Source organism: Propionivibrio sp. (assembly GCF_049316945.1).
Taxonomy (GTDB): Bacteria; Pseudomonadota; Gammaproteobacteria; order Burkholderiales; family Rhodocyclaceae; genus Propionivibrio.
Genome location: NZ_JBMOJE010000041.1, coordinates 13,462 through 37,390 on the forward strand (window position 1 = coordinate 13,462; position 23,929 = coordinate 37,390).

The window sequence follows — 23,929 nt, forward strand, 5'->3', positions numbered from 1 at the left end:
GTTGTCCGAAGAACTGTGAGCTTCGAAAACTACCACTTTCATAGCCAACATAGTATACTTATATTTCCTCGAAACCGGTCATCTTCATCAAAGCGATGGCATCTCTTTCTGAATGAATAAAGACTCTTGTCGAGTTCCCTGAATTTCTTAGAATGAAGTAACCGGCTTCAGCCTTACTTAAAATATCTTTTAGGTAGTTTCTGGCAACTGAAATGAACCCGTAGTTCTGTATGTTATAACGATTGTTTACATCAAAAATAAAGTAGCCATCAGGCTCCAGTAACTGGAAAATCTTGGCAGCAAATTCATGTCTGTTAGTTACATGCCCTAGTACATTCCAAAGAGATAGAACGTGTGAGAAGCTACTTTTTGGAAAATCACAGTCTTTCAGATCTCTATTGCAAAAATTGGATTTAGGGAAATTGCTTTGTGCAATATTTATTAGCTTCGTGGATGGTTCAATTATACTTAAAGACAAGTAGTTAACATCTTGCAGTATGTTCAATAGTCTTTTCCCGTCGCCAGTGCCAACATCAAGTATGTTGGTACAGAGTTGACTTCTAAGCCAATCCCTAACCCATTCATTAATTGATATAATATATTGCTTCCTCTTTTCGGTCTCACGAGAATAGCTATTTGCTATCGCGTCATAGTACTCAGTACTAGTGCTTATATTTATTTTTTCAATTGGCCTGCTTTTACTCATGCCCATAATAAACCTTGGTGATCAATGTTAAAGGATCGGTCGTTTGTGTGTTCTCCACATGCATAAGTCCATTACACCGTGAAGCGCTTCATACTTTCTAGCAATTTTGAATTCATCATCACACATCACCTGAGGCTAACGACTTTCGAGCTACTTGTAAAAGTAATTTCCTGACAGTTACAAACGATAATGGCGCCTGCCCGCCTAGCCATTTTGCTTGTTCCAGCTGTTAACCCGTCATCGACAATAATTGGAACATCATAAGACGCTACCGATTCGACGACGCTAACGATAGTCGCTGATTCGTTAAGCGCGGGGATCACAATAGCCACCCGATAACTATCAAAACAGGCCTCGACTATTTCAGAATCTGTTATCGATGTGTAATTTGACTCTGTCATTTTATAAAGGCCGCGTTGTAGATGAGGATTACACTCGAAGGTAACAAACGAACCAGTGATCTGATCAATTTATCGCCAATTGTAGAGCGCATTAAAATTTGTTTCTTTCCGAGTACACGGATACAATCAGTAAGTGCAAATTTCATTAACTGAGGTCTAGGTCGCTAATAATGTTTAACTTCATTGCTTCTTGAACTGGCAGTCGGGGCCCAGGAATTGCAAACAACTTAGCCAAGTTGAAAAATATCAGATTTACACCTATATAAATACTTGGCATGATAAATTTCAGATTTCCACTCCACTGGGTCGACATAAATCTAAATTAGCAGAGAGTTTGCGGCGCACGTGCAAATTGACCAATCGTTGCAAAACTCAGGCTCCTTAGCTAGGCCCGATAAAAGTTGGGAGCGAGGCCCCAACAATAACCTCGTCGGTTTGCCACATCAATTTTCTTCCAGCAAATGTTCAATGGTTTCAGTCACACAGGAGGACCTTACAGTGATTCGAAACAAGTTGAATAGCCCACCCATGAAATGACTTACACATAAAACTCCCCCGAAGGTTTTTCAACAGTCTATAGATCGCGTTGTGCTTCGAACATGAACCAGCCTAATCCTTTAGCTGAATTAAATTGGTGGGTGGTTGCTCAGGCCAGACTGGGAGCAAGTCGCTAGTCGAAGAGGCTCTAGCGTAATCCCAGGACAGTAAAGTCGGATAACCCTTTATTAACGGCATGGATACATACGGAGTATCCTCCCCCTCGCCCAGATGTCTTGCCCACGGTATTATTGATTGCATGGACAGGGCTTCTGTGCATCTTGTCAACCAGGATTGATGGTACCTTGTTTCGCAAATATAAGCTTTAGAGCCTGTGCATAAAAATGGAATATATTCAAAATTCAGAATGAATTTTGAATATCCTATTGCAACGCCTGGAAATATGGATTGACAGTAATCATCACACACAATAACTCCCCCTTCATGAAGATGTATTGTTGCTTTAACTAAATCGTTATAAACAGCATCCTCAGTATGAAGACCGTCTATGTGGATAAGAGAAGCCTTTTGTTTTGAAAGGTTCAATTCATTCCATGAATCCAATAAATCGAATTTTAGACCACTCATTCTAGCGAGCATGCGCGCTTTCAGTTTTGACATATTTGGAAAAGGGTCTATCCCGATAGCAGTGCTTCCAAGTACATTTTTTAATATATTTAGTGTGTATGCTCCATTTAATACGCCGCACTCAATAAGCAGTCTTGACTCTGGGTTGAATGTTTCTAAAATTGCAACTGATATGAGCGCCTCCTTGGGTATCAACCACTCATCTCTCCCACTTGGTAGATGGTTTAGTTTTCGTAACTTCATAAAGAATTCCTTAGGTTTTATATTAACAATCTAAAACATGTAGTTAACATATATGAGCCTCTTGCAAAAGTGGTTTTCAATAACTTCCGTACTTTCGTTTTTGCCGTTTGAGGGCGAATTTTTGAGGCAGGCCGGGTTTACGGGATGGTTTTTTAGCTAAAAGGCATTTTTTGGCGATTTTTGGACAAAGAGGCCCCTGCATCGACAACTGCATGGACGAAAAAGGAGCCGTGGCGAACGTCATCCTCGCAATCGCATCAATTGATCGGACGACAGGGCCAGGATGCCGAACATCAGGTGCGACATGACTTTGATGTCACCCTTGACCCGGATGGTATTGCCACCGAATTCGTCCTTGAGGCGCGCATTGGTTCGTTCGGCGACAGTTCGCTCGTTGTCCCACAGGGATTTCCGTTGGTCATAGCGGATGGCGTCGGGCGGCTCGAATTCGTCTTTCAGTCCGCCCCGGGGGTTGTGGTCAATCAGGGGAACGTGGTTCAGACTCCGACGGTGTTCATGCAACTCGAAACTACAATAGGCGGCATCCATCACATCATAGAGATTGATGACCCGCTGCCCACTGATCAGCGACAGCGGGATGGCCGCCAGGCTATCGTGCATGGAGGCGGAAGACAGCAGCGCCGAAATCGGTACGCCGCAATCGGCGGTATCGATGTGCAATTTGTAGCCGTTCCATCCGTTTTTGTAGCTTTGGGCATTGCACTTGGCGCCGCGGTCGCCACCAACCTCGTCTTTTAACTCGGGTAGCAATTCGTGCTGAATAAGGTTCCACCGTTGCATCATTTGTTCGGGTCGGGTATTATCCATGGTAGCTTAATAACGCATTGATTAAAAAGCGCTATTATAATAAATCCGCATGCCTTTCAGGCGTGTTTTGCCCTTGGCGGCAAAATAATTCAGCACGTAATAAGGGTTTTGCAAGAGGCTCTGTAGTGAGTACGATCAGGTTTCGTGATGGTGTTTTGTAGTGTCAGAATTATACGTAGCGCCATAAATAATTCAGTGTTTCTCTGGTAAATTCTTGTTTTGGCGAACAACACGCGAAAACAGTCCAAGAAAACACAATTTGACGTTCTATTGAGCCTCCCAACCCCGCGCGCGGGTCAGGCGCTCTCGAAGAAACAGTGTTCGTGCAGTCTTGAGATACGCGCTGCTTGACCCACATAGTTAACGGCAGCGCCGATATGACCGACCTACCATTGGTGTGAGTTCAAGCGAGCCCGTTTTTGAGCATGGTCCGGGAATCGTCGGCGACAGTGGTGAGCGCAGAGATGTGCATTCCGTTTACGAGATCGAGTCGATTTTCGACGTTTCCCATGGCGCTGCCATTGATTAACCATTGAGGAGCAGATCATGGCCATGCGCACACGAGAGGACGAGGTGGTGTTTCCCAATGCTGCGGGAATTGATGTCGGGGGATCAAGCCACTGGGTGGCGGTGCCGCGACATGCGGCCGAAGAATCGGTACGCGAGTTCGGCCCGATGACCGACGACCTGAACGCGATGGCCGACTGGTTGCTGGCCTGTGGTGTCGATACGGTGGCCTCGAGTCCACCGGCGTCTATTGGATTCCTGTGTATGAAGTGCTTGAACAGCGCGGCCTGTAGGTCTGGCTGGTGGATGCGCGGCAGATGAAGTACGTTCCCGGTCGCAAGAGCGATGTGCAGGACTGCCAGTGGCTGCAAAAGCTGATGAGCCTGGGCTTGCTGCGTGCCGCCTGGCGCCCTGAAGGCGACGTGTGCGTCGTGCGCGCGGTAGCCCGTCAACGCGAGGTTTTGATCGCCGAGCAGGCCAGTTGGATCCAACGCATGCAGAAAGCGCTGGTGCAGATGAACATTCAGCTTACCGAGGTGTTGACCGACGTCATGGGGACGACCGGCCAGGCGATCATCCGCGCCATCGTGGCCGGGGAACGCGATCCTGGCGCGCTCGCCAAGCACCGCGACCGCCGCGTCAAGGCCAGTGCCAGCGAAATTGCCAAGACGCTGACCGGCAACTGGCGCGACGAGCACCTGTTCGTGCTCGGCCAGGCGCTGGCGATGTACGACGACATCGCCCGGCATCTGGCCGAGTGCGACGCAAAGCTCCACGCCTTGCTGCGTGATCTCGGGTAGCGCAACATTGATCTGGGGATGGCCCCGCGGACGGGCAGCAAGCTGCGCCAGGACTTCGATATCCGCCAGATGCTCGCCAATTGGGCTGGCGTCGACCTCACACGCATCAATGGACTGGGCCTGACGGCGGTGATGAAAATACTCTCCGAAATCGGCCCCGACCTGAGCCACTTCGCCACCGTCAAACAATTTTGTTCGTGGCTTGGACTCTGCCCAGGCACCAAGATTAGCGGCGGCAAGGTCCTCTCCGCCAAGACCAGGCGCTCGGCCAACCGGGTTCGCCAGGCGTTGAAGATGGCGGCGATGAGCCTGGCGCACAGCGACTCCGCACTCGGCGCGTTCTATCGCCGCCTCTGCCGCCGCATGGACAAGCCGCGCGCCAACACCGCCACGGCCCACAAACTCGCGCGCATGGTGTACTTCATGCTGACCCGCGGCGAAGACTTCGTCGACCAGGGACAGCAGCGCTACGAAGAACAGCAGCGCCGGCGCAGCATCGCCGCACTCAAGCGTCGCGCCACCGCGCTTGGTTTCGATATCAATCCGACCACCGTGCCCGCATGAAAACGACTTGAACCCGTTCTGCTTCTTACGAGAAAAGTTAGATTTACCGGGGTTTCAAAATGCGCTACCAGACATCACATTTACGAGCAAAATGATTAAAAAAACACCAGTAGTAAATATTCGGCAAACCCGTCGATAAAAATTATCCGGTCAGCCTATATTTGAAATCATGTTGCAAAGGGTAAACCCAAATACTCTTAATCGGGACACTCTGTTTGCCGGCGGGATCAAGTTTACCTCGCCCTTGCGTTTTGCCGATTTGATTCCAATTTGCAGCTCGATAGCAAGTGCCATTGAAGCGATCTATTTCGACAAAGGTTTCCAGCAACAGCGGACAACAGCGGACTATAGCTATAGCGAAGTTGCCAATCCTCCGCCAGTTGCCTTGCTGCTAACCCCAAAACCTTGGATGCCAGATTATCAGAGCATACCCATGGCAGGATCAGAAACCGCGCATTGCTGACGACCAGATGCAGATTTTTTTGACGTTGCTCATGAGACCAGCCAATGAATTTGTCGCGTGAGGCGCACAGCCAAGTAGCCGCACCAAAGCCCAGGAGCACTACAGATGATCACCAGCACTGACCCAATAGCGCAATTGCGCACCGGGTAGTGTTTTATGCCCAAGATAGTGGTAGCGGTGTATATATTCATTCCACAGGCGTGTGTCCGCGCGGTCGCCGACCTGCCGTAGTTGCAAACGTGGCAACTCATGAACGGGCTAAGAATATCCGTCTCCCTAAATCAACCCAGGTTGACGGCTTATTTCCGATAGTTATTCTATAGTTGAAGTCATGAATACTACACAAGATAAGATCCTCATAGTTTGGATTAATGCTTTAAATAACATTTGTATTTATAGTTTTTATGAGCGTTATTTGGCATGGAATCCTCCAAAAAAATCTCGTAATTATTTCGGAGTAAAGTTTTATGATGAATTGGATTTTGGTAAAGGTACATAACAGAATTGAAAATTTGTTCAGCAACTTTCAAACTTCTCTCCAATACGGGGGCAGCATAAGAATTCTTATTAAAAATGAAAATTGTTGTCTTTTCAGGCGCAATACCATTTTTTGTAAGTATTTCTTTGATTCTTAAAGCCCAATTGGATTCCTCGGCATTACCTAGGATGGTGAATAACTTGCTGTTATTTTTGGAAAATAATTTTGATAGATTTTTATCGCACAAATCTTTGAGGTAAGAATCAAGCTCCACACCTCCAGAAAAATCAAATAAGTTTGTCTCATGAGCTTGAATAACTGTTTTTCCAGATCCGCAGCCCAAATCAACAAAAACAATTTTTCTGTCAAAGTCGGTGTAACGAATTGCAGAGGTATAATAATCCAAACTCATTCTAATCATCTCTTGAGATACGGAGGTATAAACAGGTGAATACCACATATACTGATCATTTTGGTAGCCATCAGTTTTAATAGTTCGAGTATTGATTCCGCCTCTAGCAATGTCAAACAGGTCAATTTCTTTAAAAGTATCATAGACCCTTGCCATTCCCCGGAGTCCGCCGCCGTGATGTTTGTATATTGTCAAATATTTTTTCATTTTTTTCCTCTTATGTAAATTCTATGGGTTGGCCGAATATTTACAATTCCCTACCGAGCTTTTCCAGGCAAGGGAAGCTTGCCCATTTGTCTAACCAGCCAATGGAAAGGAGTTAAGCAGACCGAAGAATAGTGAGTCGTACCAGCGCCCCTGAGTCCAGTGAGTTTGCCTGTGGCGACCATCGAGATCATCATAGCACGGATTATTTTGTAATTGCCCGAAAGCCTTTGCCCAAATCTTGACTGACCGCTACGCTCCCGCACATCAAACGCTATTTCCCCCACCCGATATCCCTTCATTGCTGCAAAGATGGTCAGCTCAGTGCCATGTAAAAACCATTCTCCCCTCATAGCAACTAAGGTCTTTTGTACCGTTGAACGGTTGATGAAAACGATGGTAACGATATCGACAAAAGTCAGAAACTCTTGCGCGCAAATTCCAAACTCGCTTACTATTCAAAAAACAACGCTCAAAGCGTCATTCAAAGTTGCACCAACTTTAATTCCATCAAATTTCGGGAAATTGAAAGATTCTTCGATCTCTCGCAAAATTTCAGATGAAATGAAGATACTTTTGTCTGACATTTTTATGATAGCAATTATTCTAATTTTTAACTCTAATCAATAATCACAAATTATTATTCTTCCTGAATATCTGCGACTGTGAACGTTAAACGTTTTCCATCCGCTGTACGGAAAAATGCATTAGGATAAGGATCTGCAAGCATACGAATCTTATTATATAAATATACGGAGTCCTTCTCAATTAGTTCATTTAAAGTAATCTCACTATCCTCTGGTTTTCGGCGTTTACAGTAGGTTGCATTAGTATGATCTTGTGGCGAGGGATTAAAATTGCTGTCTAATATCCTGCTGGTTAGCTCGATGCCTAATTTTTCTATTCGGGAAAAAATATCAGTTATACTGCCTGATAAGCTAAATGATTCCTGTGCTGCTATGTCCCCCGCATCTATTTCACTATTCATTAAAAAAATAGTAACTTTAGAATCTATTTCTCCGGCAATAATTTGATTTTGGATTGGACTTCCACCACGATATTTTGGTAAGGGTGATGGGTGTAGCATGAGACATTTGAAATCATTTAACAATTGTTCCGAAACGTACCAACTCCATCCATAAAAAAGAACAAAATCCGGACGAAAATCCCTGAGAACTTCTTCTTTAAATTGTGCTTTTGATCTAAAAATAAGAAAACTATGCTCTGAATTTTGAGCCAAACTATCATAGATATTTAATGCCCAACTCCGATATCCTACACAAGCTACTCTCATTGCTTGAACTCCCGAATTAGATGAAACGCCTCAGCATACATAAAGCCAGCCTGCATACCCCGCATCATAGCCAAAGCTTTAATTCCCTCATTAGATCTTGGAAATGGATAATTTCTAATTTCTGATTCATACAATGCGAGGGCTTGCCATTTTAAATTTACTTCAATCTCACTTAATGCCACAAAGTAATTTGGCATAAACGTATTAATGAACGCCCATTCACTTGTTGAAAGCACTTCATATGACATCAATCGATGTACATGGTTACTAGCTGTTGGTCGTGTCGCCATAATTGTTGAATTGAACACAATTTTGTGGTCACTATTCGCATCGTATGGCGAATGGGTAAATACTGTGTCAGGGCCAAAATCAAAAATCGCTTTCTCAATAATTTTGTTAATTGATATTATTGGAACTTGATCAAACCTACCACACGGTAAATCGTGAAAATCCACATCTTCAATTTTAAGAAAATTTAGTGCATTAATCGCTGCTGCATTGCGGTGCCCAATAGAAGAAATACTTTCTTCAGAAGTAGTAACCTGAAACCGGCAGGTGGAACCTTCACCTATGAAAACAATTTTAAAATCTACACCTAATGGTTGGTATTTTGATATCAGGCCACCACACCCGAGAATTTCGTCATCGGGGTGTGCCGCAATTATTAGAACTCTTTTCATTGAGTGGCTCTTTTGGGAGAATAGGGATGATATTCATTTGCTTGGTATGTACCGAGACCCATTCGCGAAAAAAGTGCATCGCCATTACGTATAATTTGATCACTCTTAGAAACCGAAATATTAAGTGAATGACGGCGATAGCAAAATAGTTGATTAGGAATATGCTTACCACTAATTCCTGCCTCTAACATTCGAAGAATAAGTTCATAATTTTCTAATCCGCTATTACGTATTTCCTCTGTGTAATAACTGAAATCCATTAACATTTTAGCTTCGTAAAGGGTTCCTGTCGCAAGAAAATCACCACGTTGGCGGATTTCAGTCGCATCGAATTCTGGCAATATCATCTTGTCGATAACTTCGCTGTCGGCATTTATAACAGCATAATCTGAATATAGAAAACCGAACTCGTTCGTCATATGGGATTGCATATGATGAAGATAATTTGGTAAAATACTATCGTCAGCGTCGACTCTTACAACATAATTTCCACGCGCATTTCGGAATCCGAAATTAGAAGCGCCTTCAATTCCAGCATTTTTTATTCTAAATTTTCGTAGCCTTGGACTATTTAAGTTATTCAAAATTTGTGGCGTTTCATCCGAACTACCATCATCAACAACGATGACTTCATATTCAAGAAATGAGTCATTCTGCGATAGGCAAGACTCTACGCACTCAACTATATACTTTGCGTAGTTATAAGCGGTAATAATTATTGAGAGATCCATTATCTTGAGTCCGATTTATTCAACGTCGCCAGTTTTTAAATATTCGCCTTCAGGTATTTCTCTTCTTAAAGATTTACCGATAGATTTTTCAATCTCGTACGGTTGCATCGCATCCCTTGGGCATGGTCTAAGGGGAGTAAAGTCATCCGCAGAAATCAAATGACCTTTTGGAAAAGTTGCCTTGGCGCGCAATGATCTTCGTTGCACTACCACGGTGTCGATTTCATTGCCTTCCACTTCCTTTACACCAGTACCCAAAGCAGCTTCCAGTTCACGTGTCCGTTCAACCATTTCACGCCATGACGCGGGGTCCATTGAAAATGCGTGATCAGGTCCAGTTTTTTGAATATCATCTGTAAAGTGTTTTTCAATCATTCGTGCACCTAGCGTGACGGCACCTAGTACCGTTGCATGACCTGGTGTGTGATCACTCAGCCCTAACACCATGTCCGGATACATCATCCGGTAGGTTCTTAGTACATTTAGTTGAATATATTTAAAATTTTCAAGACTAGCCGTATAGTTAGTATTGCACTGCATTAGCGCAAGCATTGGATTAATCGAAAGTGCAGCCTTCACTGCACGGTGTACCTCATCTGCTGATGATGCGCCTGTCGCGATAATGTAGGGTTTTTGCTTTCTCGCTACTTTTTCGATCATTTCAAGCCATGTAATATCACCTGATCCTATTTTGTATGCAGGTACAAAAGGGTCTATGAAATCGACGATATCTAAAGCATAAGGTGTTGTGAAAAATTGAATTCCAGTTTTTTCACATGTGTCTCTTAGTGTTTCCGTCCAATCCAAACTGACGCTGGCATCTTTATATACCTCAAATACAGTTTTCTTCCATTTGGATTGATGCGACAGTTGCCACCCCATGGTTTTAAAGCCAAAATCACTAACAATTGTTTCGGCTTTGAAGTGCTGGAATTTCGCGGCGTCTGCCCCAGCTTCAGCTGCCTTATAAATTAAGTCTTTGGCACGTTCTAGATTTCCATCGTGATTTGCTGCTATATCAGCAATGAAGTATGTTGGAAAATCACGGCCTATTTTTTTGCCTTGAATGTCCAGAATAGGATCAGGCGTTTTCATTATATTCTCGGGCTAGCTGCGGAATTAGATCATTCAAGTACGGCAATGTGACACCTAGTACATTTTCGAACTTTGAGCTGTCCATGCGCATATCTTTTGGACGATAGGCCTTCCAAAATGTTGCTTGGCACGTCTTGATACGTGTCATGGTGTTTGTTTCAAGGTTTAAACATTCTGCAAAAGCAAAGTCAAAATCTGCCTTACTCATTCCATTGCGAGAACCCAGGTTATAAATACCGACCGGTCTTCTTTGGACAACAAGCTCTATCATCTCACTAAGTGTTGTAATTGATAGCGGGCTGAAATAAACATCGCTTAATACTTGCAAATTTTTTGCACTCCTTAAAGAATTGTATACCCAGTCGGTAAGGCTTTCGCGATGACTTACTTGGCTACGCCCAACAAAATTGGTTCTAAGAATAGTACTAGGCACACGTACCGCAGCCAACTCACCCGCGTACTTTGAGAAGGCATAATTGTTAGTGAGGGCGATTGAATCTTCTGTGTGCAGACCTGTGCCGTCATAAACGTGATCTGTTGAAATTTGCACAAGGTGACAGTCTGCGCCGGAATATCCGATCCAATAGGCCAAACTCTCAACGGTACTTGTATTTGCTAAATACGCCAAGTTAACTTGTTCCTCGCATAGCTCAACATTCGTCAAGCTGACCAGATTAATGATCACACTAGGCATTATTTGCGCCAACATCTCATAAGACTTGACCCTGTCAGACAGGTCAAACATGAAATCTGCTTGAGTTGTCCGTGCATGTGTCACGACCTTATGCCCGCATTTTTTTAGATGAGGTACCAAACTTGAACCGAGTAAGCCAGTAGCGCCGGTAATTAGAATTCTTTCCATTAGTTCAACCTTTTAAACCCACTATGACACACGGGGCCTTTGAGCAAATTCATCACATCGCGGCCCTCTTCGCATTCTTTGATCAAGGCAAAAATTGGATCGAGTGTGGTAAAGAAGTCAGCAACGATCTCTGGCGTATGGTCGATGCAGACATAGACGCTGTTCCCTGCCAGATAGCCTTGGGCCAGCATTTCCTGGGTAATCAGCGTCTTATAGGCCAAGGCATTTGGGCTTTGGAAAGTAAAGCCCGTTAGCGCTGGCAAGCCCCAGTGGTCAATCTTGAGCGTGTGCTTGTCGGCCAGTTGTTGGCAACCTTGGCGAATGTTCATGCCGGTTTGGGTGATCGTTTCCCAGGAATTGATTTTTTCCATGACTTTTAAGGTGGCCAGCGCGGCGGTTGGGCCGATACGTTCGGTCCAGAAGGTGCTGCTGATGAAGGTGGATTGTGCTGCTTCCATTACCGCGCGTTTGCCGATGGTGGCGGTGATGCCGTAGCCGTTGCCCAAGGCCTTGCCAAACATCGCCATGTCGGGTTCAACACCATATTTTTTGTGCAAGCCGCCGAAAGTCTCACGGAACCCTGAGGTGCATTCGTCAAAGATCAGCACTATGCCACGCTCGGTGGCAAGCTTGCGCACTTTGTGCAGAAAGTTGTCTTCCGGCCCCTGGTTGCGCACGACTTCCATTTTGATGACGCCAATGTCGTGTGTTTTAACCAGTGCGTCCAGTTCGGCATAGTTGTTGTAGGTGAAGGGGAATACGGTGCCTTTCAGGCTACGCGGCACACCGCTGGGCTGCAGTCCAGGCAAAAGATGGCCGTCGAGACTCGCATCATCGCCCAGGTTGGCAGACAGATACCAGTCGTGCCAACCATGGTAGCCACAAATGGCTACTTTATCTTTGCCCGAGGCGGCACGCGCAATGCGGATGGCGATGGCGTTGGCCTCCCCGCCGGTGCGGGCCAAGCGCACCATGTCGGCCCATGGGTGCAATTCGATCAATTTTTCGGCCAGATAGACTTCTTCCGGACAATTGAAGGTAGACATGTTGCCGGCGCTAATCGTCTGTTGAACAGCGGCATCAACCTCCGGGTGACCATAACCGAGGATGTTGGTGCCTATGCCCATGATGGACATATCGGTATATTCATTGCCATCCAGATCCAAAACTTTGCAACCCTTGGCCTTGCTGAAGTAGGCGGGCCACTGATCGGGCAGAAACATTTCAGCGCGTTTTGATAGCAGCATATTGCCACCGGGGATGATTTGTTTGGCGCGTTTCCAGAGTTTTTGGCCGGTGCCCATGGTGGCTCCCTCGTTGCGAATTAAATGTTGATTGATGCTGAATATATCTGGCTGTTGCAGTTGCAGGCCAAGCACTTCGCCCCAAGTGAAATCGGTGCGGGGATGAAACTGCTGAAACACTTTTTCTATCACAGCGAAATCGGCTGGTTCATCGACTGTCCAGCGCGAAGCCGATAAATCCTGATTGTGTTGCATGGAACCGGTTTTAAACTTGCCCGGTTGGCGCAGATAAGGCGTGACGTGCTCGCGGTCAAATGGGACGCTGGTTTCTTGGCTGGCTTGTTCCAGCGCTTTGAATGTAAAGACTTCAATATCCAGGCCGTCGGGGTAAGTGGGTGGGTTGGTGTTGCTGAAGTAATCTACGCCGGCAGCTTTAAAGCGTTGGATCACCTCATCGACCAGGTCAGGGTCCACCAACGGGCAGTCGCCGGTAATGCGCACCACCACATCGGCTTGATGTTTTTTGGCGGCTTGCACATAGCGGTCCAACACATCGTTTTCGCTGCCTTGTTCGCAGGTGTAGCCGAGTTTGCATACATGCGCGACCAAGGGCAGATTGCGTTCATTAACCGATGTAGCAACGATGATTTGATCTACTTCTTTGGCTCGCGCCAAGCGGGTAAGTAGCAGTTCAATCATGGGGATGCCGCCTATGGCTTTCATCACCTTGTTAGGTAAGCGGGTAGAGCCCATGCGGGCTTGTACGAGTGCTACGATTTTCATAATGTTGTCCAGTGGGCTGGGTTGATCAGGTTTTCGTCTTCGCACTGAAAATCAGGTAAGTCGCTTGTAGGTTGCCAATTAGCGGCATTCATAATTTGTGCTAGCTGGCTCGGGCTATCTGCACCCACAACAAGCCGGTCAATTTCAGGGAAGGACAGCGGAAACGCTAAACAGGCCTGGACGGCTGATACATTGCGGTCTGCAAGCCACCTATGCCATCTGTGCCACAAGTCACTCCAAGGTGCAAATTTGGCGGGTATGTCGCCTAGCGCCATTAATAACAAACCTTGCAAAAAGGCCGACCGGGTATGCACTTCAACACCGGCATCATGCAAACGCTGCATCCAGCCAGTGCTGTAAAGTCGCCGGTCGAGCAGGTTAAACGGCGCTTGTACCAAGTCAAAATGGTATTGCGGCATCAGCGCTCTTAATTCGCTGGGCGAGTAGATTGAAATACCCACTTTTTGCACTTGCCCGTTGTCTTTCAATACCTGAAGTGCTTGATATAGCGCTGCTCCACTTGGGCCAAGCAACTGATCAGGTCGATGCAGTAACAAGCCATACACCGCACTTACCCCCAACCGTAACATCGAGGCAGCTACTTGCTGTCGTACCCAGGCACTGACTTCTAAGCAGCCGTCGGGCAGTGCTGGTAATTTGGTGACCAACTTGAAGCCATCCGTGCCCACTGCACCCAAGCAAGCTTCACTGTCGCCATAGGCAATGGCAGTATCGAGTGTGTCAATGCCGTTTGTTGAGGCCAACGTCAGCATGGCCTTGGCTTGTTGGCGGGTAACTTGGCCAGCTTGATTGGCTATGCCGTAGGGCAGGCCAAACTGGGCTGTGCCGAGGGCAAGGCGATTCACGCGTTAATGTCCTTGTGGTGCTTGCGTAGTGTTAATACGGCAATCCATTCATCTTGCTCATCGGTATAACCCGCTTCACTATGGTGGCGCAACTTATGGGTCATGCACTCGTAGTCGGGGTGCCAATTGAACAAGGTGCGGTAGTCCATTTTGAAGCTTTTTACACCTGGGCGGTGGTGATAGGTTTTGGCGCGCGGCACCGGACTGAAGAAATCCAGAATCATCAGCCACCCAAGGGTTCGCAACACACGGTTTGCTTCGTGGGCAATGCGAAACAAGTCTTCACGATCACACAGGTATAGGCAGAAACCAAAAATCACGATATCAAAACTCTGGTCGTCAAAATGTAGTACTTCGGCTGTGCCTTGCTGAGCATTGATGCCTTTGGCGCAGGCGGCTGCGACCGCTTTTGCAGTGGGTTCAATTCCGTAACAATCAGCATTCAAATTGGTTTTTAGCCAAGCAAGACGAGTACCGTCGCCACAACCTACTTCAAGCACCTTCAACCCTCCCCACCGCGTTTACATGAATATCCAGAATTTCGCATAATAGGGGGTCGTCGTCAGGCAATTTCCGGATGGCAATGCCTTGCTGGTTTCGGGCAAACCATGCGTCGCCTTCAGACTGTAAAAAAATGTCTTTCTGTTTCAAATAAATTTTCTCCTTGTCTTAAAAAAATAACGCATTTTCGATCACAGCGACCGACGCGACCTGGCGGTCTTCCGCCGTCAGTTCGGCAACTAACCATTGCCTCTGCGTCCGTGTCAGTTTCGCCAAGCGCTTTCTCAATACCGACAGTTCGCGCGCTCTAATGACCGCCTCCATTACCACGACACCTTCGAGCCTCATCGACCTAAAATAGACGCCGTACGATGCTTGTTATTAGAAATCACGACTTGAGCTTTATTTTTAGTCAAGCAAATGCTACTGGTAAAGGTCTTTGAACATCAGGATGGTGTCGCGGGATTTTTTGGATTGGAGTTCCTTTTTTTCGGTCAGGCTTTCAAGGAAGCCTGCGCGCAAATAGAAGTTGAGAACATGTTCCTGGTTGGCCGCGTCAACCGTCAGCAACCGAACCGCGAAAGGTGCCGTTGAAACGATACCGCAGATCAGATCGATCAATCCTGTTCCGATACCACTGCTCTGTAGTTTTGAAACAACCGCAAATTTGGTGATCTTTACCGCTGGGTAGTAGCTGATGAGGGCGTTGAAAGGTAGACCCAAGTCGGTGCGCTCGCCACCGCTAAGATGAACAGAGTCTGCGCTGAGGCTGAAATATGCAACCGGCGTTTCGTGGCCTTTGGCAAAAATAAGGACGCTGCTGGTGAGACCTTGGGCATGATAGCTCCGAGCATCATTGTGGAGAAAGTCGTCAAGCTGAGAACGGCCGCAAGAGAATTGTTTTAGAACCTCATCTTCAACATCCAGGATATGCCGGAGGGAGAGCTTGGTCTTATCAAAGGCCATTCGTATTGGTGGGCAAAGGCCGTGCGAATGCTTGTCGTGCGGTTTCAGCAAGGCAAGCGAGCTCGCTGCGGCGTTTATCGGACAACGTTACCCCGCCGACCATTTTCAATAAGGCTCGGCTTGCTTCAACGCTCAATTTCGGTGTCGCTTTGAAAGCTGCGGGTTTCATGAAAAAAATCTCCAAAAATGTGATCACCATCAAAACAGCGGTACTGCTACAGATTATGCGGCACACTTCTCGGTTGGAGCAACTGTAAGCGAGGGAGCTTGCGCCTGTTTTTTGAACGCGGAGTACGAAAGCGTACGAAAGGGGCCAGGGTCGCTTTAATTCTTGGGTGTGCAAATGGCGGCTATGCCTTTGGATATGTGATCCGTCGATCCGCGTTCGTAAACCTTGCGGTTGGCAAACCCTGCATGTGTGAAACAAGCAAATAGCAGCTGATGCCTCAGTCCACAATGGAGAGACTCCTTCTTTCCTGCTTTTCCGGCATAATTCTTCCCCATGAAAACTGATCTCCTCAATCCGTGCAATGACTACGTATTCAAGCGGTTATTTGCAACCTCCCCGACGCTGCTCGCTGACCTGATCAATGCCGTGCGCAGTGACGAGCCGGCCATCGAGGTGGTCGAAGTGCTCAATCCCCGTATCGACCCGGAAGAGCTTGCGGGAAAATTCATCGTCCTCGACCTCCTGGCTCAAGATGCCGACGGACGGCGCTACAACATCGAAATGCAAGTCCGCCGCCACAACGCCTGGAGCGCCCGTAGCGCCTACTATCTGGCCCGCACGCTCACGGCGCAACTGAACAGCGGCGAAGACTACCAGAGCATCAAGCCGGTGATCGGCATTCACCTGCTCGACTTCGAACTCTTCGACGCCCCGGACCAGAAACTCCAGGCGCTTTGGTGTTTCGAAATGCGCGACCGGAAACGGTCCGACATACTACTGGGCAACGAACTACAATTGAATATCATCGAACTGCCCAAGGCCGACCGCCTGGGCGTGACACAGGCCAGCCTCGCGGCCTGGGTCACCCTTTTTGAACACTGGCAGGAGGAAAACAAAATGGCCGCCATCGCCCATCCCCCCGTAAAACTCGCCCTCGACCACCTGAAAGACCTCAGCGCCGACGCCAACACCCGCCGACTCGCCTTCGTGCGCGAACGTGCCTTGCATGACGAAGTCAGCGAGCTTCGGGCAGAGAGAGAAAAAGGCGAGATCGAAGGCATGATCAAAGGTGAATCCATGCTGCTTGAACGCCTGATTGTTAAGCGATTCGGTTCGCTCCCCGATGATGTTCGCACCCGCCTCAGAACCGCTACGGCTGACCAGTTGGAAGCTTGGGCGGAGCGCATTTTTGATTCCTGCACTCTGGCCGAGATATTCAACGACCATTGATCCTGCAAACGAATCAAAGGGGCTAGGGTCGATTTCCGATTGGTTTGTCTTGTAGCAGGCCACTCTGCTGGGCGAAGCCCGGTAGGGTGCGCAAATTCTTTTTTTTGCGCACGCGGAATCCTCTCGTGCCGATATGCTTGATTCGCCTGGTGGTGCGCAACGCGTTGCGTTTCACACCCTACAAACCCCGCGTGGGCACATGGCGGTGATGTCTGCACTTTTTTTGTAGGATCGCAGATATCTGCGCGATGGGTTGATTCGGCACGACCGTAATCGCCCAGCAAGCTGAGCTCCTACAGGGGCTGTCGGGCACCGAATGTTGTGCTGGAGAACCGCATGTTCATTGGCTTGTAGCCCGGCATGGTGGGTGAGCTATTTTTTTGCGCACGCGGAATCTTCGCGCATCGACGTGCTTGGCACGCCTGATGGTGCGCAACGCGTCGCGTTTCTCACGCTGTAAAACTGGATAATTCTTGATTTCGGTCTTAATGCTGTTTGGGAGGGAAGATCGCCGCCAGATCGGCGGCGTCGAGCACCAGGTCAAGCCAAGCTTCGATTTGTTCTGGCCCAGCAGCGCTAATCTGCGCTGCAACCTCTGCCGGAAGCGGACCCAAACGTTTGTTCAGCAGGCGCTGCAGAGCAAGCGCTTCGCCTCTTTGTTCGCCAAGCAGGATGCCTTCGGCGATGGCATTGGCTCTAATTGTCGGGTTTTAACCCGGCATCAGCCACCGCGACGGGTTGAAACCCGACCTACAAAACCAGACGTTTGGTATGTTCATTGCCAGAAATCGCCTAAAGCGATTTGAGTACGCCGTTGCGTACAGATTCGAGGGCCTCCGACAATTGCCGTTTGTGGTCGAGATGGAGCGTTTTTCCGACAATGCGGAAGTTGTGAGGGCGGGGAAGGTGATGATCGAGAACGGTCTCCGTGTCGCCATACAGGGCGGCGGTGTCAGCGTATCAACATCGTTATACATTCACCAGTATCGCGTGCGCAACTGCAGCCGGCGTTTTTCCTGTGCCGTTGGAGATGCCATAATCAAGGCCGAACTGTACTGTGCCGAGGCCAAGTTTCGCCCCAAAGCCTCTCTGAGTGTTGCAATCACCTCGCGCAACCGTGCAGGGAGGGAAGCTGGCGCTACCCTCTGCGCCTCAGTCAGGAGCGCTTGAGCGGAAATTGCCGCTCTCATTGACCGAGGAGTGTGAGCAGCTCTCTTACGACGCGATCCTGCTGTGCCGGAGTGAGGGTGGCGTAGAGGGGAATGCTTAGGGCGCGTGCGTAGTAGGCTTCGGCGTTGGGAAACTGGCCGGGGCTGAAGCCAAGTCGACGGTAGTAGGGCTGGAGGTGAACGGGGATGTAATGCACGTTCACGATGATCCCTGCGGCGTGCAGTCGGCGGTAAGCTTCTGCACGCGACAGCACAGAGCGCTGCTCATTCCAGCCGATGGCGTAGAGGTGCCAGGCAGAAGTGCAATCGGGGTCGCGATGTGGCAGTGTGAGGCCGCTGTCGGCCAACAGGCCATCATAGCGATCCGCCAAGGCCGTACGGTGCGCAATGAATTCATCGATTCGTTGCATTTGAGACAGGCCGAGTGCGGCCTGGATGTCAGTCATGCGGTAATTCCAGCCCAACTCGATCATCTGGTAGTGCCACGGGCCGTCGATTTCGCCTTCCATCAGGCTCAATTCGCGTGTGATGCCATGTGAGCGCAGGCGTGCCATATGCGCGGCTAGCTGGCTGTTTCGGGTGACGGCCATGCCGCCTTCACCGGTGGTGATGATCTTTACCGGATGGAAACTGAAGATGGTGATGTCGGCCCATTCGCCATTGCCGATTGGCTGACCCCGATAGCGCCCTCCAATAGCATGTGCAGCGTCTTCGATAATGCGAAAGCCGAATTCGTCGGCTAAAGTGCGAATCTCGGCCATGGGGCAGGCGTGCCCGGCAAAGGCAACGGGGACGACTATCTTTGGCAGTCGCCCCTTGTGCCTGGCCTCGTCGAGCTTGTCGCGCAGTGCCTGGAGGCTGATGTTTCGGGTTTGAGGGTCGATGTCGACGAAATCAACGTCGGCACCGCAGTAGCGGGCGCAGTTGGCGGAAGCGACAAAGGTATTGGGCACAGTCCACAGCAGGTCGTTCGGGCCGAGGCCCAGCGCGATGCAGGCAATGTGCAACGCTGAGGTGGCGCTGTTGGTGGCTACGGCGTGGGGTGCGCCGCAGTAGTCGGCAACGGCGCGTTCGAAAGCGGGTACTGTTGGCCCTTGGGTCAGGTACTCCGAGCGCAGGACTTCGACGACCGCTTCAATATCTGCAGCTGATATGTCTTGAAGTGCGTAGTTAATGTCAGGTTCAGGCATGCAATTCGGTTGCCGCAAGGGAGCGAAGTTCTTCCGTCGAGAGGAAATGCTGGTTTTCGCCGCTGTTGTAGCGGAAGCCGAACGGCACCCGCTGCCCGGGGTTGGCGCCGCTGGTTGCGCAGAATTCGTCGATGTCCCAGAGGGGCGTCGAAGGGAGGATGACGTAGTAATCGTCAAATTCCACGGTGTTAAGGGCGTCGGTGTCGGTGATCATTTCTTCGTGGATTTTTTCTCCCGGTCGAATGCCGACAGCCTCGATACGACATTCGGGCGCCACGGCGCCGGCGACGTCAAGAATGCGGTAAGAGGGGATTTTTGGTATGAACAGTTCTCCCCCGCGCATGCGGTGAAAGCAGTCGAGTACGAAATCGACACCTTGCTGCAGGGTGATCGAAAAGCGCGTCATGCGCTCGTCTGTTATCGGCAGGACGCCTGATGCGCGGCGCTGCAGAAAGAAGGGAAAAACCGAGCCGCGACTGCCAAGCACGTTGCCGTAACGGACCACCGAGAAACGGATGTTGCGGAAGCCGCGGTGGTTGTTGGCGGCGACGAACAGTTTGTCGGAGCAGAGTTTGGTGGCGCCATAGAGGTTGATCGGTGCGGCGGCTTTGTCGGTGCTGAGTGCAATGACCCGTTTGACGTTGGCGGCAAGACAGGCGTCAATGACGTTCTGACCACCAATGACGTTCGTTTTGACAGCCTCAAACGGGTTGTATTCGGCAGCGGGTACCTGTTTGAGCGCAGCGGCGTGTACGACGATATCAATGCCTTCCATCGCACGTTCGAGCCGTGGCAAGTCACGCACATCGCCCAGGAAATAGCGTAGTGGTTTGTCTTTGTTGGCGAACGGTGCTTGAGTGGACATTTCAAACTGTTTCAACTCGTCGCGGCTGTAAACGACAATTTTATTGGGGTTGTAGCGTTCAAGCAGTGTGGCGATGAAGCGTTTGCCGAAGGATCCAGTGCCGCCGGTGACGAGTATGTTGCTGCCTTCGAACATGTCCTTATTACTCCGCATTTATTTGAGCCTGGTTGTGCTGGTGTCGCCAGAAATCTGTTTCGCTAGCTTGAAGATGATTAATGGCTTTTCATTGTGGGATAAGAATACGCTTTTGGTCAAATACCTTTTGAAGGGGCGGAATTGTTTTTTCTTTGCGAAAGGGGCCAGGGTCAATTTTCGTGGGATCAGCCCGGTAGCCCGGTAGGGTGCGCAAATTCTTTTCTTTGCGCACCCGGACTCTGGCGAACAAACCGGGCTTTTTGTAGGAGCGCGCTCTGCACTTCCTTCGGTCGGATATTCTGCGCGATGGGTTGATCCGGCACGACCGTAATCGCCCAGCAAGCTGAGCTCCTACAACGGCCATCGGCGCCGAAGGGCATGCTGGAGAACCGCATGTTCATTGGCTTGCAGAGTGATAAAAGAGGCGTAGGGCGCAATAACCAACGGGCATTGCGCCGAATGTTCGCGGAGCCGGTGCAATGCGCTTCGCTTATTGACACCCTACGCAGCTTGGTAGCCCGGTAGGATGGGCAAATTCTTTTCTTTGCGCACGCGGAATCTGGCGAACAAACCTTGTCGGACTGAAGTCCGGCACACAAAGAGGCGCAAGGCCAAGTTTTCAGCCCCTTGACACGAGCAGTTGTTGGGTGTTCCCTGTTGTCTTGTGTTTTCATCATTCTTCTTGTTCATGGAAAAAGGAATGGTTCTGATGCGAATCGAAGAAGATAGCATGATCCGCAAGATGGTCGATACGATCATTCGCGAGGCTGATCCGGATACGGTGATCCTGTTCGGTTCGCGTGCTCGCGGCGATGCCCGCCCGGATTCCGACGTTGATCTGTTGATCATAGAGCATGAACCTTTCAGTCCACAGCGTAGTCGCCGCCAGGAAACTGCTCGCTTGTATCTGGCCCTGCGCAAGCTGGCAATGCCCAAAGATTTGTTGCTTTACAGTCGCGAGGAATTCGAGCGGCTCAAGGATTCTCCCTACCATATTGTCGGTCGTGCCCAACGGGAAGGGAGAGTCCTGCATGAGCGCACTTGACCACGCTCGGGGGTTGCTGGTCATAAATAATAGGACAATAAAAGGACAATAGGGGACAGACTCCAATTAATCGACCAAGTCCGGAGTCAATGGGGCCAGCCCGGTAGGGTGCGCAAATTCTTTTCTTTGCGCACGCAGACTCTGGCGAACAAACCGGGCTTTTTGTAGGAGCGCGCTCTGCACTTCCTTCGGTCGGATATTCTGCGCGATGGGTTGATCCGGCACGTCCGTAATCGCCCAGCAAGCTGAGCTCCTACAAGGGCGGTCGGGCGCTGAAGGGCATGCTGGAGATGCGCATGTTCATTGGCTTGCAGCCCAGTACCTACGCTTGGCGCACGCGGTGTCTGCAGGTGATGCCCCGCGAGCACGTGCTAAATCGTGCCCTTATCAACCCACTTATCAATTCAGCCCCGGATTTGTCCCTTCAGGCTCATTCCTCATTGGGTAAGGTTGGTATTATTAAAACCAGCCAATAGCGGGAAGCGCATCGCCAGGCGGTGATGAAGCAACGGCAGGAGTAGTTTCGTAGGCGAAAAATTGTTGATAGAATCAGACTAAGGAGAATTAAATCATGGGCGAAAATGTAGAAAACTTGATGCTGGAGCAACTCCGAGCTATTCGGGCCGGTCAAGATCGTATCGAGTTCGACGTAAAGGAAGTTAAATCACGAATCGGGCACTTGGAAAATGCAGTACTCGGTAGTCGGCGCGATTCCGTAGGCACGCAAGAGGATGTGTACCGGCAGCAGGGAACAATGGACAAGCTGGGTTGACCGGATTGAAAAGCTTTTGCAGAACGTCAGTACTTGAGTGCGTAGGGCGCAATTAATAGGGGACTCCAATTAATCGACCAAATCCGGAGTCAATGGGGCCAGCCCGGTAGGGTGCGCAAATTCTTTTCTTTGCGCACGCAGACTCTGGCGAACAAACCGGGCTTTTTGTAGGAGCGCGCTCTGCACTTCCTTCGGTCGGATATTCTGCGCGATGGGTTGATCCGGGACGACCGTAATCGCCCAGCAAGCTGAGCTCCTACAAGGGCCGTCGGCGCCGAAGGGCATGCTGGAGAAGCGCATGTTCATTGGCTTGCAGAGCGATAAAAGGGGCGTAGGGCGCAATAACCAACGGGCATTGCGCCGAATGTTCGCAGAGCCGGTGCAATGCGCTTCGCTTATTGACACCCTACGCAGCACGCGGAGTTTTCTCGCATCGACGTGCTTGTTCCGACCGAAGGTGCGCAACGTTGCGCGTTTCACACCCTACAAAATCGCATGTGGGCGTAGGGTCGCGATGTGTTGATGCCGGGCATCACGACTCATGTGGGAATTTTAGTTGTATCCACAATTAATGAGCAATTTACTGAGTCAGACGGGTGTGCTTTCCAAATACAAGCTTTCTGGCGCCATATCAACTTCTTCATTCCACACCACTGTGTTGTGCGCTATGCGCGCCTGCATGAACAGGCTGATTGCCTTCAAGGGTTCGAACGCCGGGTAGGCAAGATAGGGGGTGGCGTTGAATATGCGTATTTCTCCGTTATTGAAAGTGACTTTTAATGTGTAGTCACTAAAGGATGAAACGGCCGTTGGCTTAGGTAGTGTCGTGCTTGTGTTCATTTTTATGCTCACTGCAAGGGGGCGATTTTGTAAGGTGTAGCACCCGCTGAAGCCAGCTTCCAGTCGGCCATGAGTTCGTCCGCGTGCAGGGCTATCCACGCTTGTACCAGTTTGTATTGTTTGCCGGGAAGCAAGCCTTCCAATAGTTCTCCATCAGGTATCTGGAAAACAGCCTCAGCCTCTGCATACTCAACGTGTATGTGTGGTAAGTGGTGTTGCTTGTTGTCGAGCGCATACATCCTGACAATAATTCCATAAAACATGCTTATGGTTGGCATGGAAGAAGTCCTTATGGTAATGAGGTGTCCGGTTGGAAAACTAGCACGTTTCGTTTCGCTAAGGAATAGTTACGAAATTATTTTCCCTTTGTACGCTTCAGCAGTCAAAGGGGCCAAGGTCGATCTTCTCTCATATGGGGGATGGCGAGCGGGGGCTTGAGCCCAATGCTCTCAACGTAACAGCCATTTGTCATTGTAATTATTTATAAGCATGTGATTTATGTGGCTTTGTTTAAATATTCGAGGGCATGATCGGTTTGGTTTTACCCTGACGAGATTACGGATTAATTCACTGAAGACGGTGTCGATGTTTGCGAGGGCGTCGAGACCGAAAACGAGCCAACGACCGAGAGTTCGCTTGATTTGGACGAAGGTATCAGCGCGGTTGATGATGTAACGGCCGCGAACGTCAGGGGCTGTTAACGGTTTCGTCTTTTCGTAGAAATCTGGCGTTGACGGTTTGGCCGCATAGAAACGGGAGCC

Annotated in this window: 25 protein-coding genes and 2 pseudogenes; 6 read left to right on the forward strand and 21 right to left on the reverse strand. The window is 49.2% G+C overall.

Annotation, left to right across the window (positions count from 1 at the left end):
* Positions 1–58: 58 nt before the first annotated feature.
* From ACOYNV_RS11080 to ACOYNV_RS11090, 3 genes and pseudogenes are all read right to left on the reverse strand, one after another.
* The gene (locus tag ACOYNV_RS11080; RefSeq protein WP_422899837.1) at positions 59–706 is read right to left on the reverse strand and encodes a class I SAM-dependent methyltransferase; all 648 of its coding nucleotides are present in this window, start codon (positions 704–706) and stop codon (positions 59–61) included.
* 1,010 nt (positions 707–1,716) lie between these two features.
* On the reverse strand, positions 1,717–2,475 hold the full coding sequence (locus ACOYNV_RS11085) for a class I SAM-dependent methyltransferase (RefSeq protein ID WP_422899838.1): 759 nt from the start codon (positions 2,473–2,475) through the stop codon (positions 1,717–1,719).
* 240 nt (positions 2,476–2,715) lie between these two features.
* Positions 2,716–3,216: pseudogene (locus ACOYNV_RS11090) on the reverse strand (transposase); the annotation flags it as partial.
* A 633-nt stretch (positions 3,217–3,849) separates the two neighbouring features.
* On the opposite strand from ACOYNV_RS11090, the pseudogene ACOYNV_RS11095 reads away from it, so the two are divergent.
* Positions 3,850–5,174 (forward strand): annotated as a pseudogene (locus ACOYNV_RS11095) (IS110 family transposase).
* A gap of 233 nt (positions 5,175–5,407) precedes the next feature.
* On the opposite strand, the gene ACOYNV_RS11100 reads toward ACOYNV_RS11095, so the two are convergent.
* From ACOYNV_RS11100 to ACOYNV_RS11155, 12 genes are all read right to left on the reverse strand, one after another.
* Positions 5,408–5,737, reverse strand: coding sequence for a Druantia anti-phage system protein DruA (locus ACOYNV_RS11100; RefSeq protein WP_422899839.1), 330 nt, complete (start codon positions 5,735–5,737; stop codon positions 5,408–5,410).
* A 268-nt stretch (positions 5,738–6,005) separates the two neighbouring features.
* Entirely contained in the window at positions 6,006–6,734 is a 729-nt protein-coding gene (locus ACOYNV_RS11105; protein WP_422899840.1) for a hypothetical protein, read from the reverse strand.
* 637 nt (positions 6,735–7,371) lie between these two features.
* Complete coding sequence (locus ACOYNV_RS11110; RefSeq protein WP_422899841.1) at positions 7,372–8,025, reverse strand: formyltransferase family protein; 654 nt, start codon at positions 8,023–8,025, stop codon at positions 7,372–7,374.
* A complete protein-coding gene (locus ACOYNV_RS11115) occupies positions 8,022–8,705 on the reverse strand; it encodes a PIG-L deacetylase family protein (RefSeq protein WP_422899842.1) in 684 nt (227 codons plus the stop codon). Before ACOYNV_RS11115 ends, ACOYNV_RS11110 begins: the two co-directional genes overlap by 4 nt.
* Positions 8,702–9,436 (reverse strand): glycosyltransferase family 2 protein, encoded by a 735-nt coding sequence (locus ACOYNV_RS11120; protein WP_422899843.1) that lies wholly within the window; start codon positions 9,434–9,436, stop codon positions 8,702–8,704. The genes ACOYNV_RS11115 and ACOYNV_RS11120 overlap by 4 nt, the downstream gene beginning before the upstream one ends.
* 15 nt (positions 9,437–9,451) lie before the next feature.
* Entirely contained in the window at positions 9,452–10,531 is a 1,080-nt protein-coding gene (locus ACOYNV_RS11125) for an N-acetylneuraminate synthase family protein (RefSeq protein WP_422899844.1), read from the reverse strand.
* Complete coding sequence (locus ACOYNV_RS11130; RefSeq protein WP_422899845.1) at positions 10,518–11,393, reverse strand: dTDP-4-dehydrorhamnose reductase family protein; 876 nt, start codon at positions 11,391–11,393, stop codon at positions 10,518–10,520. The genes ACOYNV_RS11125 and ACOYNV_RS11130 overlap by 14 nt, the downstream gene beginning before the upstream one ends.
* Positions 11,393–13,420, reverse strand: coding sequence for an aminotransferase class III-fold pyridoxal phosphate-dependent enzyme (locus ACOYNV_RS11135; RefSeq protein ID WP_422899846.1), 2,028 nt, complete (start codon positions 13,418–13,420; stop codon positions 11,393–11,395). The genes ACOYNV_RS11130 and ACOYNV_RS11135 overlap by 1 nt, the downstream gene beginning before the upstream one ends.
* Positions 13,417–14,286 carry an aldo/keto reductase gene (locus ACOYNV_RS11140; protein WP_422899847.1) on the reverse strand — a complete coding sequence of 290 codons (870 nt, stop codon included), beginning with the start codon at positions 14,284–14,286 and terminating at the stop codon, positions 13,417–13,419. Before ACOYNV_RS11140 ends, ACOYNV_RS11135 begins: the two co-directional genes overlap by 4 nt.
* Positions 14,283–14,786: a class I SAM-dependent methyltransferase gene (locus ACOYNV_RS11145; RefSeq protein WP_422899848.1), complete on the reverse strand. Its 504-nt coding sequence runs from the start codon at positions 14,784–14,786 to the stop codon at positions 14,283–14,285. Before ACOYNV_RS11145 ends, ACOYNV_RS11140 begins: the two co-directional genes overlap by 4 nt.
* The gene (locus ACOYNV_RS11150) at positions 14,779–14,937 is read right to left on the reverse strand and encodes a hypothetical protein (protein WP_422899849.1); all 159 of its coding nucleotides are present in this window, start codon (positions 14,935–14,937) and stop codon (positions 14,779–14,781) included. Before ACOYNV_RS11150 ends, ACOYNV_RS11145 begins: the two co-directional genes overlap by 8 nt.
* Positions 14,938–15,210: 273 nt before the next feature.
* Positions 15,211–15,753, reverse strand: a complete 543-nt coding sequence (locus ACOYNV_RS11155; protein ID WP_422899850.1) for a hypothetical protein — start codon at positions 15,751–15,753, stop codon at positions 15,211–15,213.
* A gap of 5 nt (positions 15,754–15,758) precedes the next feature.
* On the opposite strand from ACOYNV_RS11155, the gene ACOYNV_RS11160 reads away from it, so the two are divergent.
* Entirely contained in the window at positions 15,759–16,010 is a 252-nt protein-coding gene (locus ACOYNV_RS11160) for a hypothetical protein (RefSeq protein WP_422899851.1), read from the forward strand.
* A 245-nt stretch (positions 16,011–16,255) separates the two neighbouring features.
* Positions 16,256–17,152 (forward strand): Rpn family recombination-promoting nuclease/putative transposase, encoded by an 897-nt coding sequence (locus tag ACOYNV_RS11165; protein WP_422899852.1) that lies wholly within the window; start codon positions 16,256–16,258, stop codon positions 17,150–17,152.
* Between the two features lie 485 nt (positions 17,153–17,637).
* On the opposite strand, the gene ACOYNV_RS11170 is transcribed toward ACOYNV_RS11165, so the two are convergent.
* Positions 17,638–17,853, reverse strand: coding sequence for a DUF4351 domain-containing protein (locus ACOYNV_RS11170; RefSeq protein WP_422899861.1), 216 nt, complete (start codon positions 17,851–17,853; stop codon positions 17,638–17,640).
* Positions 17,854–17,995: 142 nt separating this feature from the next.
* Between ACOYNV_RS11170 and ACOYNV_RS11175 the strand changes: the two genes are divergently transcribed.
* Positions 17,996–18,322 carry a hypothetical protein gene (locus ACOYNV_RS11175; RefSeq protein ID WP_422899853.1) on the forward strand — a complete coding sequence of 109 codons (327 nt, stop codon included), beginning with the start codon at positions 17,996–17,998 and terminating at the stop codon, positions 18,320–18,322.
* Positions 18,323–18,338: 16 nt separating this feature from the next.
* On the opposite strand, the gene pseC is transcribed toward ACOYNV_RS11175, so the two are convergent.
* On the reverse strand, positions 18,339–19,511 hold the full coding sequence (pseC, locus tag ACOYNV_RS11180; RefSeq protein ID WP_422899854.1) for a UDP-4-amino-4,6-dideoxy-N-acetyl-beta-L-altrosamine transaminase: 1,173 nt from the start codon (positions 19,509–19,511) through the stop codon (positions 18,339–18,341).
* Positions 19,504–20,529: a UDP-N-acetylglucosamine 4,6-dehydratase (inverting) gene (gene pseB / locus ACOYNV_RS11185; RefSeq protein ID WP_422899855.1), complete on the reverse strand. Its 1,026-nt coding sequence runs from the start codon at positions 20,527–20,529 to the stop codon at positions 19,504–19,506. The genes pseC and pseB overlap by 8 nt, the downstream gene beginning before the upstream one ends.
* 691 nt (positions 20,530–21,220) lie before the next feature.
* Here pseB and ACOYNV_RS11190 point away from each other — a divergent pair.
* Complete coding sequence (locus tag ACOYNV_RS11190; RefSeq protein WP_422899856.1) at positions 21,221–21,556, forward strand: nucleotidyltransferase domain-containing protein; 336 nt, start codon at positions 21,221–21,223, stop codon at positions 21,554–21,556.
* A 571-nt stretch (positions 21,557–22,127) separates the two neighbouring features.
* The gene (locus tag ACOYNV_RS11195) at positions 22,128–22,328 is read left to right on the forward strand and encodes a hypothetical protein (RefSeq protein WP_422899857.1); all 201 of its coding nucleotides are present in this window, start codon (positions 22,128–22,130) and stop codon (positions 22,326–22,328) included.
* A 588-nt stretch (positions 22,329–22,916) separates the two neighbouring features.
* Here the strand turns inward: ACOYNV_RS11195 and ACOYNV_RS11200 are convergent.
* The 3 genes from ACOYNV_RS11200 to ACOYNV_RS11210 form a co-directional block, all read right to left on the reverse strand.
* Positions 22,917–23,168, reverse strand: a complete 252-nt coding sequence (locus tag ACOYNV_RS11200; protein WP_422899858.1) for a DUF2442 domain-containing protein — start codon at positions 23,166–23,168, stop codon at positions 22,917–22,919.
* 8 nt (positions 23,169–23,176) lie between these two features.
* Positions 23,177–23,446, reverse strand: coding sequence for a DUF4160 domain-containing protein (locus ACOYNV_RS11205; RefSeq protein WP_422899859.1), 270 nt, complete (start codon positions 23,444–23,446; stop codon positions 23,177–23,179).
* Positions 23,447–23,617: 171 nt separating this feature from the next.
* The coding region (locus tag ACOYNV_RS11210) for a hypothetical protein (RefSeq protein ID WP_422899860.1) at positions 23,618–23,929 on the reverse strand (312 nt) is incomplete at its 5' end.

Bases quoted from the DNA above. Each gene is read 5' to 3' on its own strand.
- ACOYNV_RS11105 (WP_422899840.1), bottom strand. From the start codon at position 6,734: ATGAAAAAATATTTGACAATATACAAACATCACGGCGGCGGACTCCGG.
- ACOYNV_RS11110 (WP_422899841.1), bottom strand. From the start codon at position 8,025: ATGAGAGTAGCTTGTGTAGGATATCGGAGTTGGGCATTAAATATCTAT.
- ACOYNV_RS11080 (WP_422899837.1), bottom strand. From the start codon at position 706: ATGAGTAAAAGCAGGCCAATTGAAAAAATAAATATAAGCACTAGTACT.
- ACOYNV_RS11190 (WP_422899856.1), top strand. From the start codon at position 21,221: ATGCGAATCGAAGAAGATAGCATGATCCGCAAGATGGTCGATACGATC.
- pseB (WP_422899855.1), bottom strand. From the start codon at position 20,529: ATGCGGAGTAATAAGGACATGTTCGAAGGCAGCAACATACTCGTCACC.
- ACOYNV_RS11155 (WP_422899850.1), bottom strand. From the start codon at position 15,753: ATGGCCTTTGATAAGACCAAGCTCTCCCTCCGGCATATCCTGGATGTT.
- ACOYNV_RS11195 (WP_422899857.1), top strand. From the start codon at position 22,128: ATGGGCGAAAATGTAGAAAACTTGATGCTGGAGCAACTCCGAGCTATT.
- ACOYNV_RS11120 (WP_422899843.1), bottom strand. From the start codon at position 9,436: ATGGATCTCTCAATAATTATTACCGCTTATAACTACGCAAAGTATATA.
- ACOYNV_RS11125 (WP_422899844.1), bottom strand. From the start codon at position 10,531: ATGAAAACGCCTGATCCTATTCTGGACATTCAAGGCAAAAAAATAGGC.
- ACOYNV_RS11200 (WP_422899858.1), bottom strand. From the start codon at position 23,168: ATGAACACAAGCACGACACTACCTAAGCCAACGGCCGTTTCATCCTTT.
- ACOYNV_RS11205 (WP_422899859.1), bottom strand. From the start codon at position 23,446: ATGCCAACCATAAGCATGTTTTATGGAATTATTGTCAGGATGTATGCG.
- ACOYNV_RS11130 (WP_422899845.1), bottom strand. From the start codon at position 11,393: ATGGAAAGAATTCTAATTACCGGCGCTACTGGCTTACTCGGTTCAAGT.
- ACOYNV_RS11085 (WP_422899838.1), bottom strand. From the start codon at position 2,475: ATGAAGTTACGAAAACTAAACCATCTACCAAGTGGGAGAGATGAGTGG.
- ACOYNV_RS11135 (WP_422899846.1), bottom strand. From the start codon at position 13,420: ATGAAAATCGTAGCACTCGTACAAGCCCGCATGGGCTCTACCCGCTTA.
- ACOYNV_RS11115 (WP_422899842.1), bottom strand. From the start codon at position 8,705: ATGAAAAGAGTTCTAATAATTGCGGCACACCCCGATGACGAAATTCTC.
- ACOYNV_RS11165 (WP_422899852.1), top strand. From the start codon at position 16,256: ATGAAAACTGATCTCCTCAATCCGTGCAATGACTACGTATTCAAGCGG.
- pseC (WP_422899854.1), bottom strand. From the start codon at position 19,511: ATGCCTGAACCTGACATTAACTACGCACTTCAAGACATATCAGCTGCA.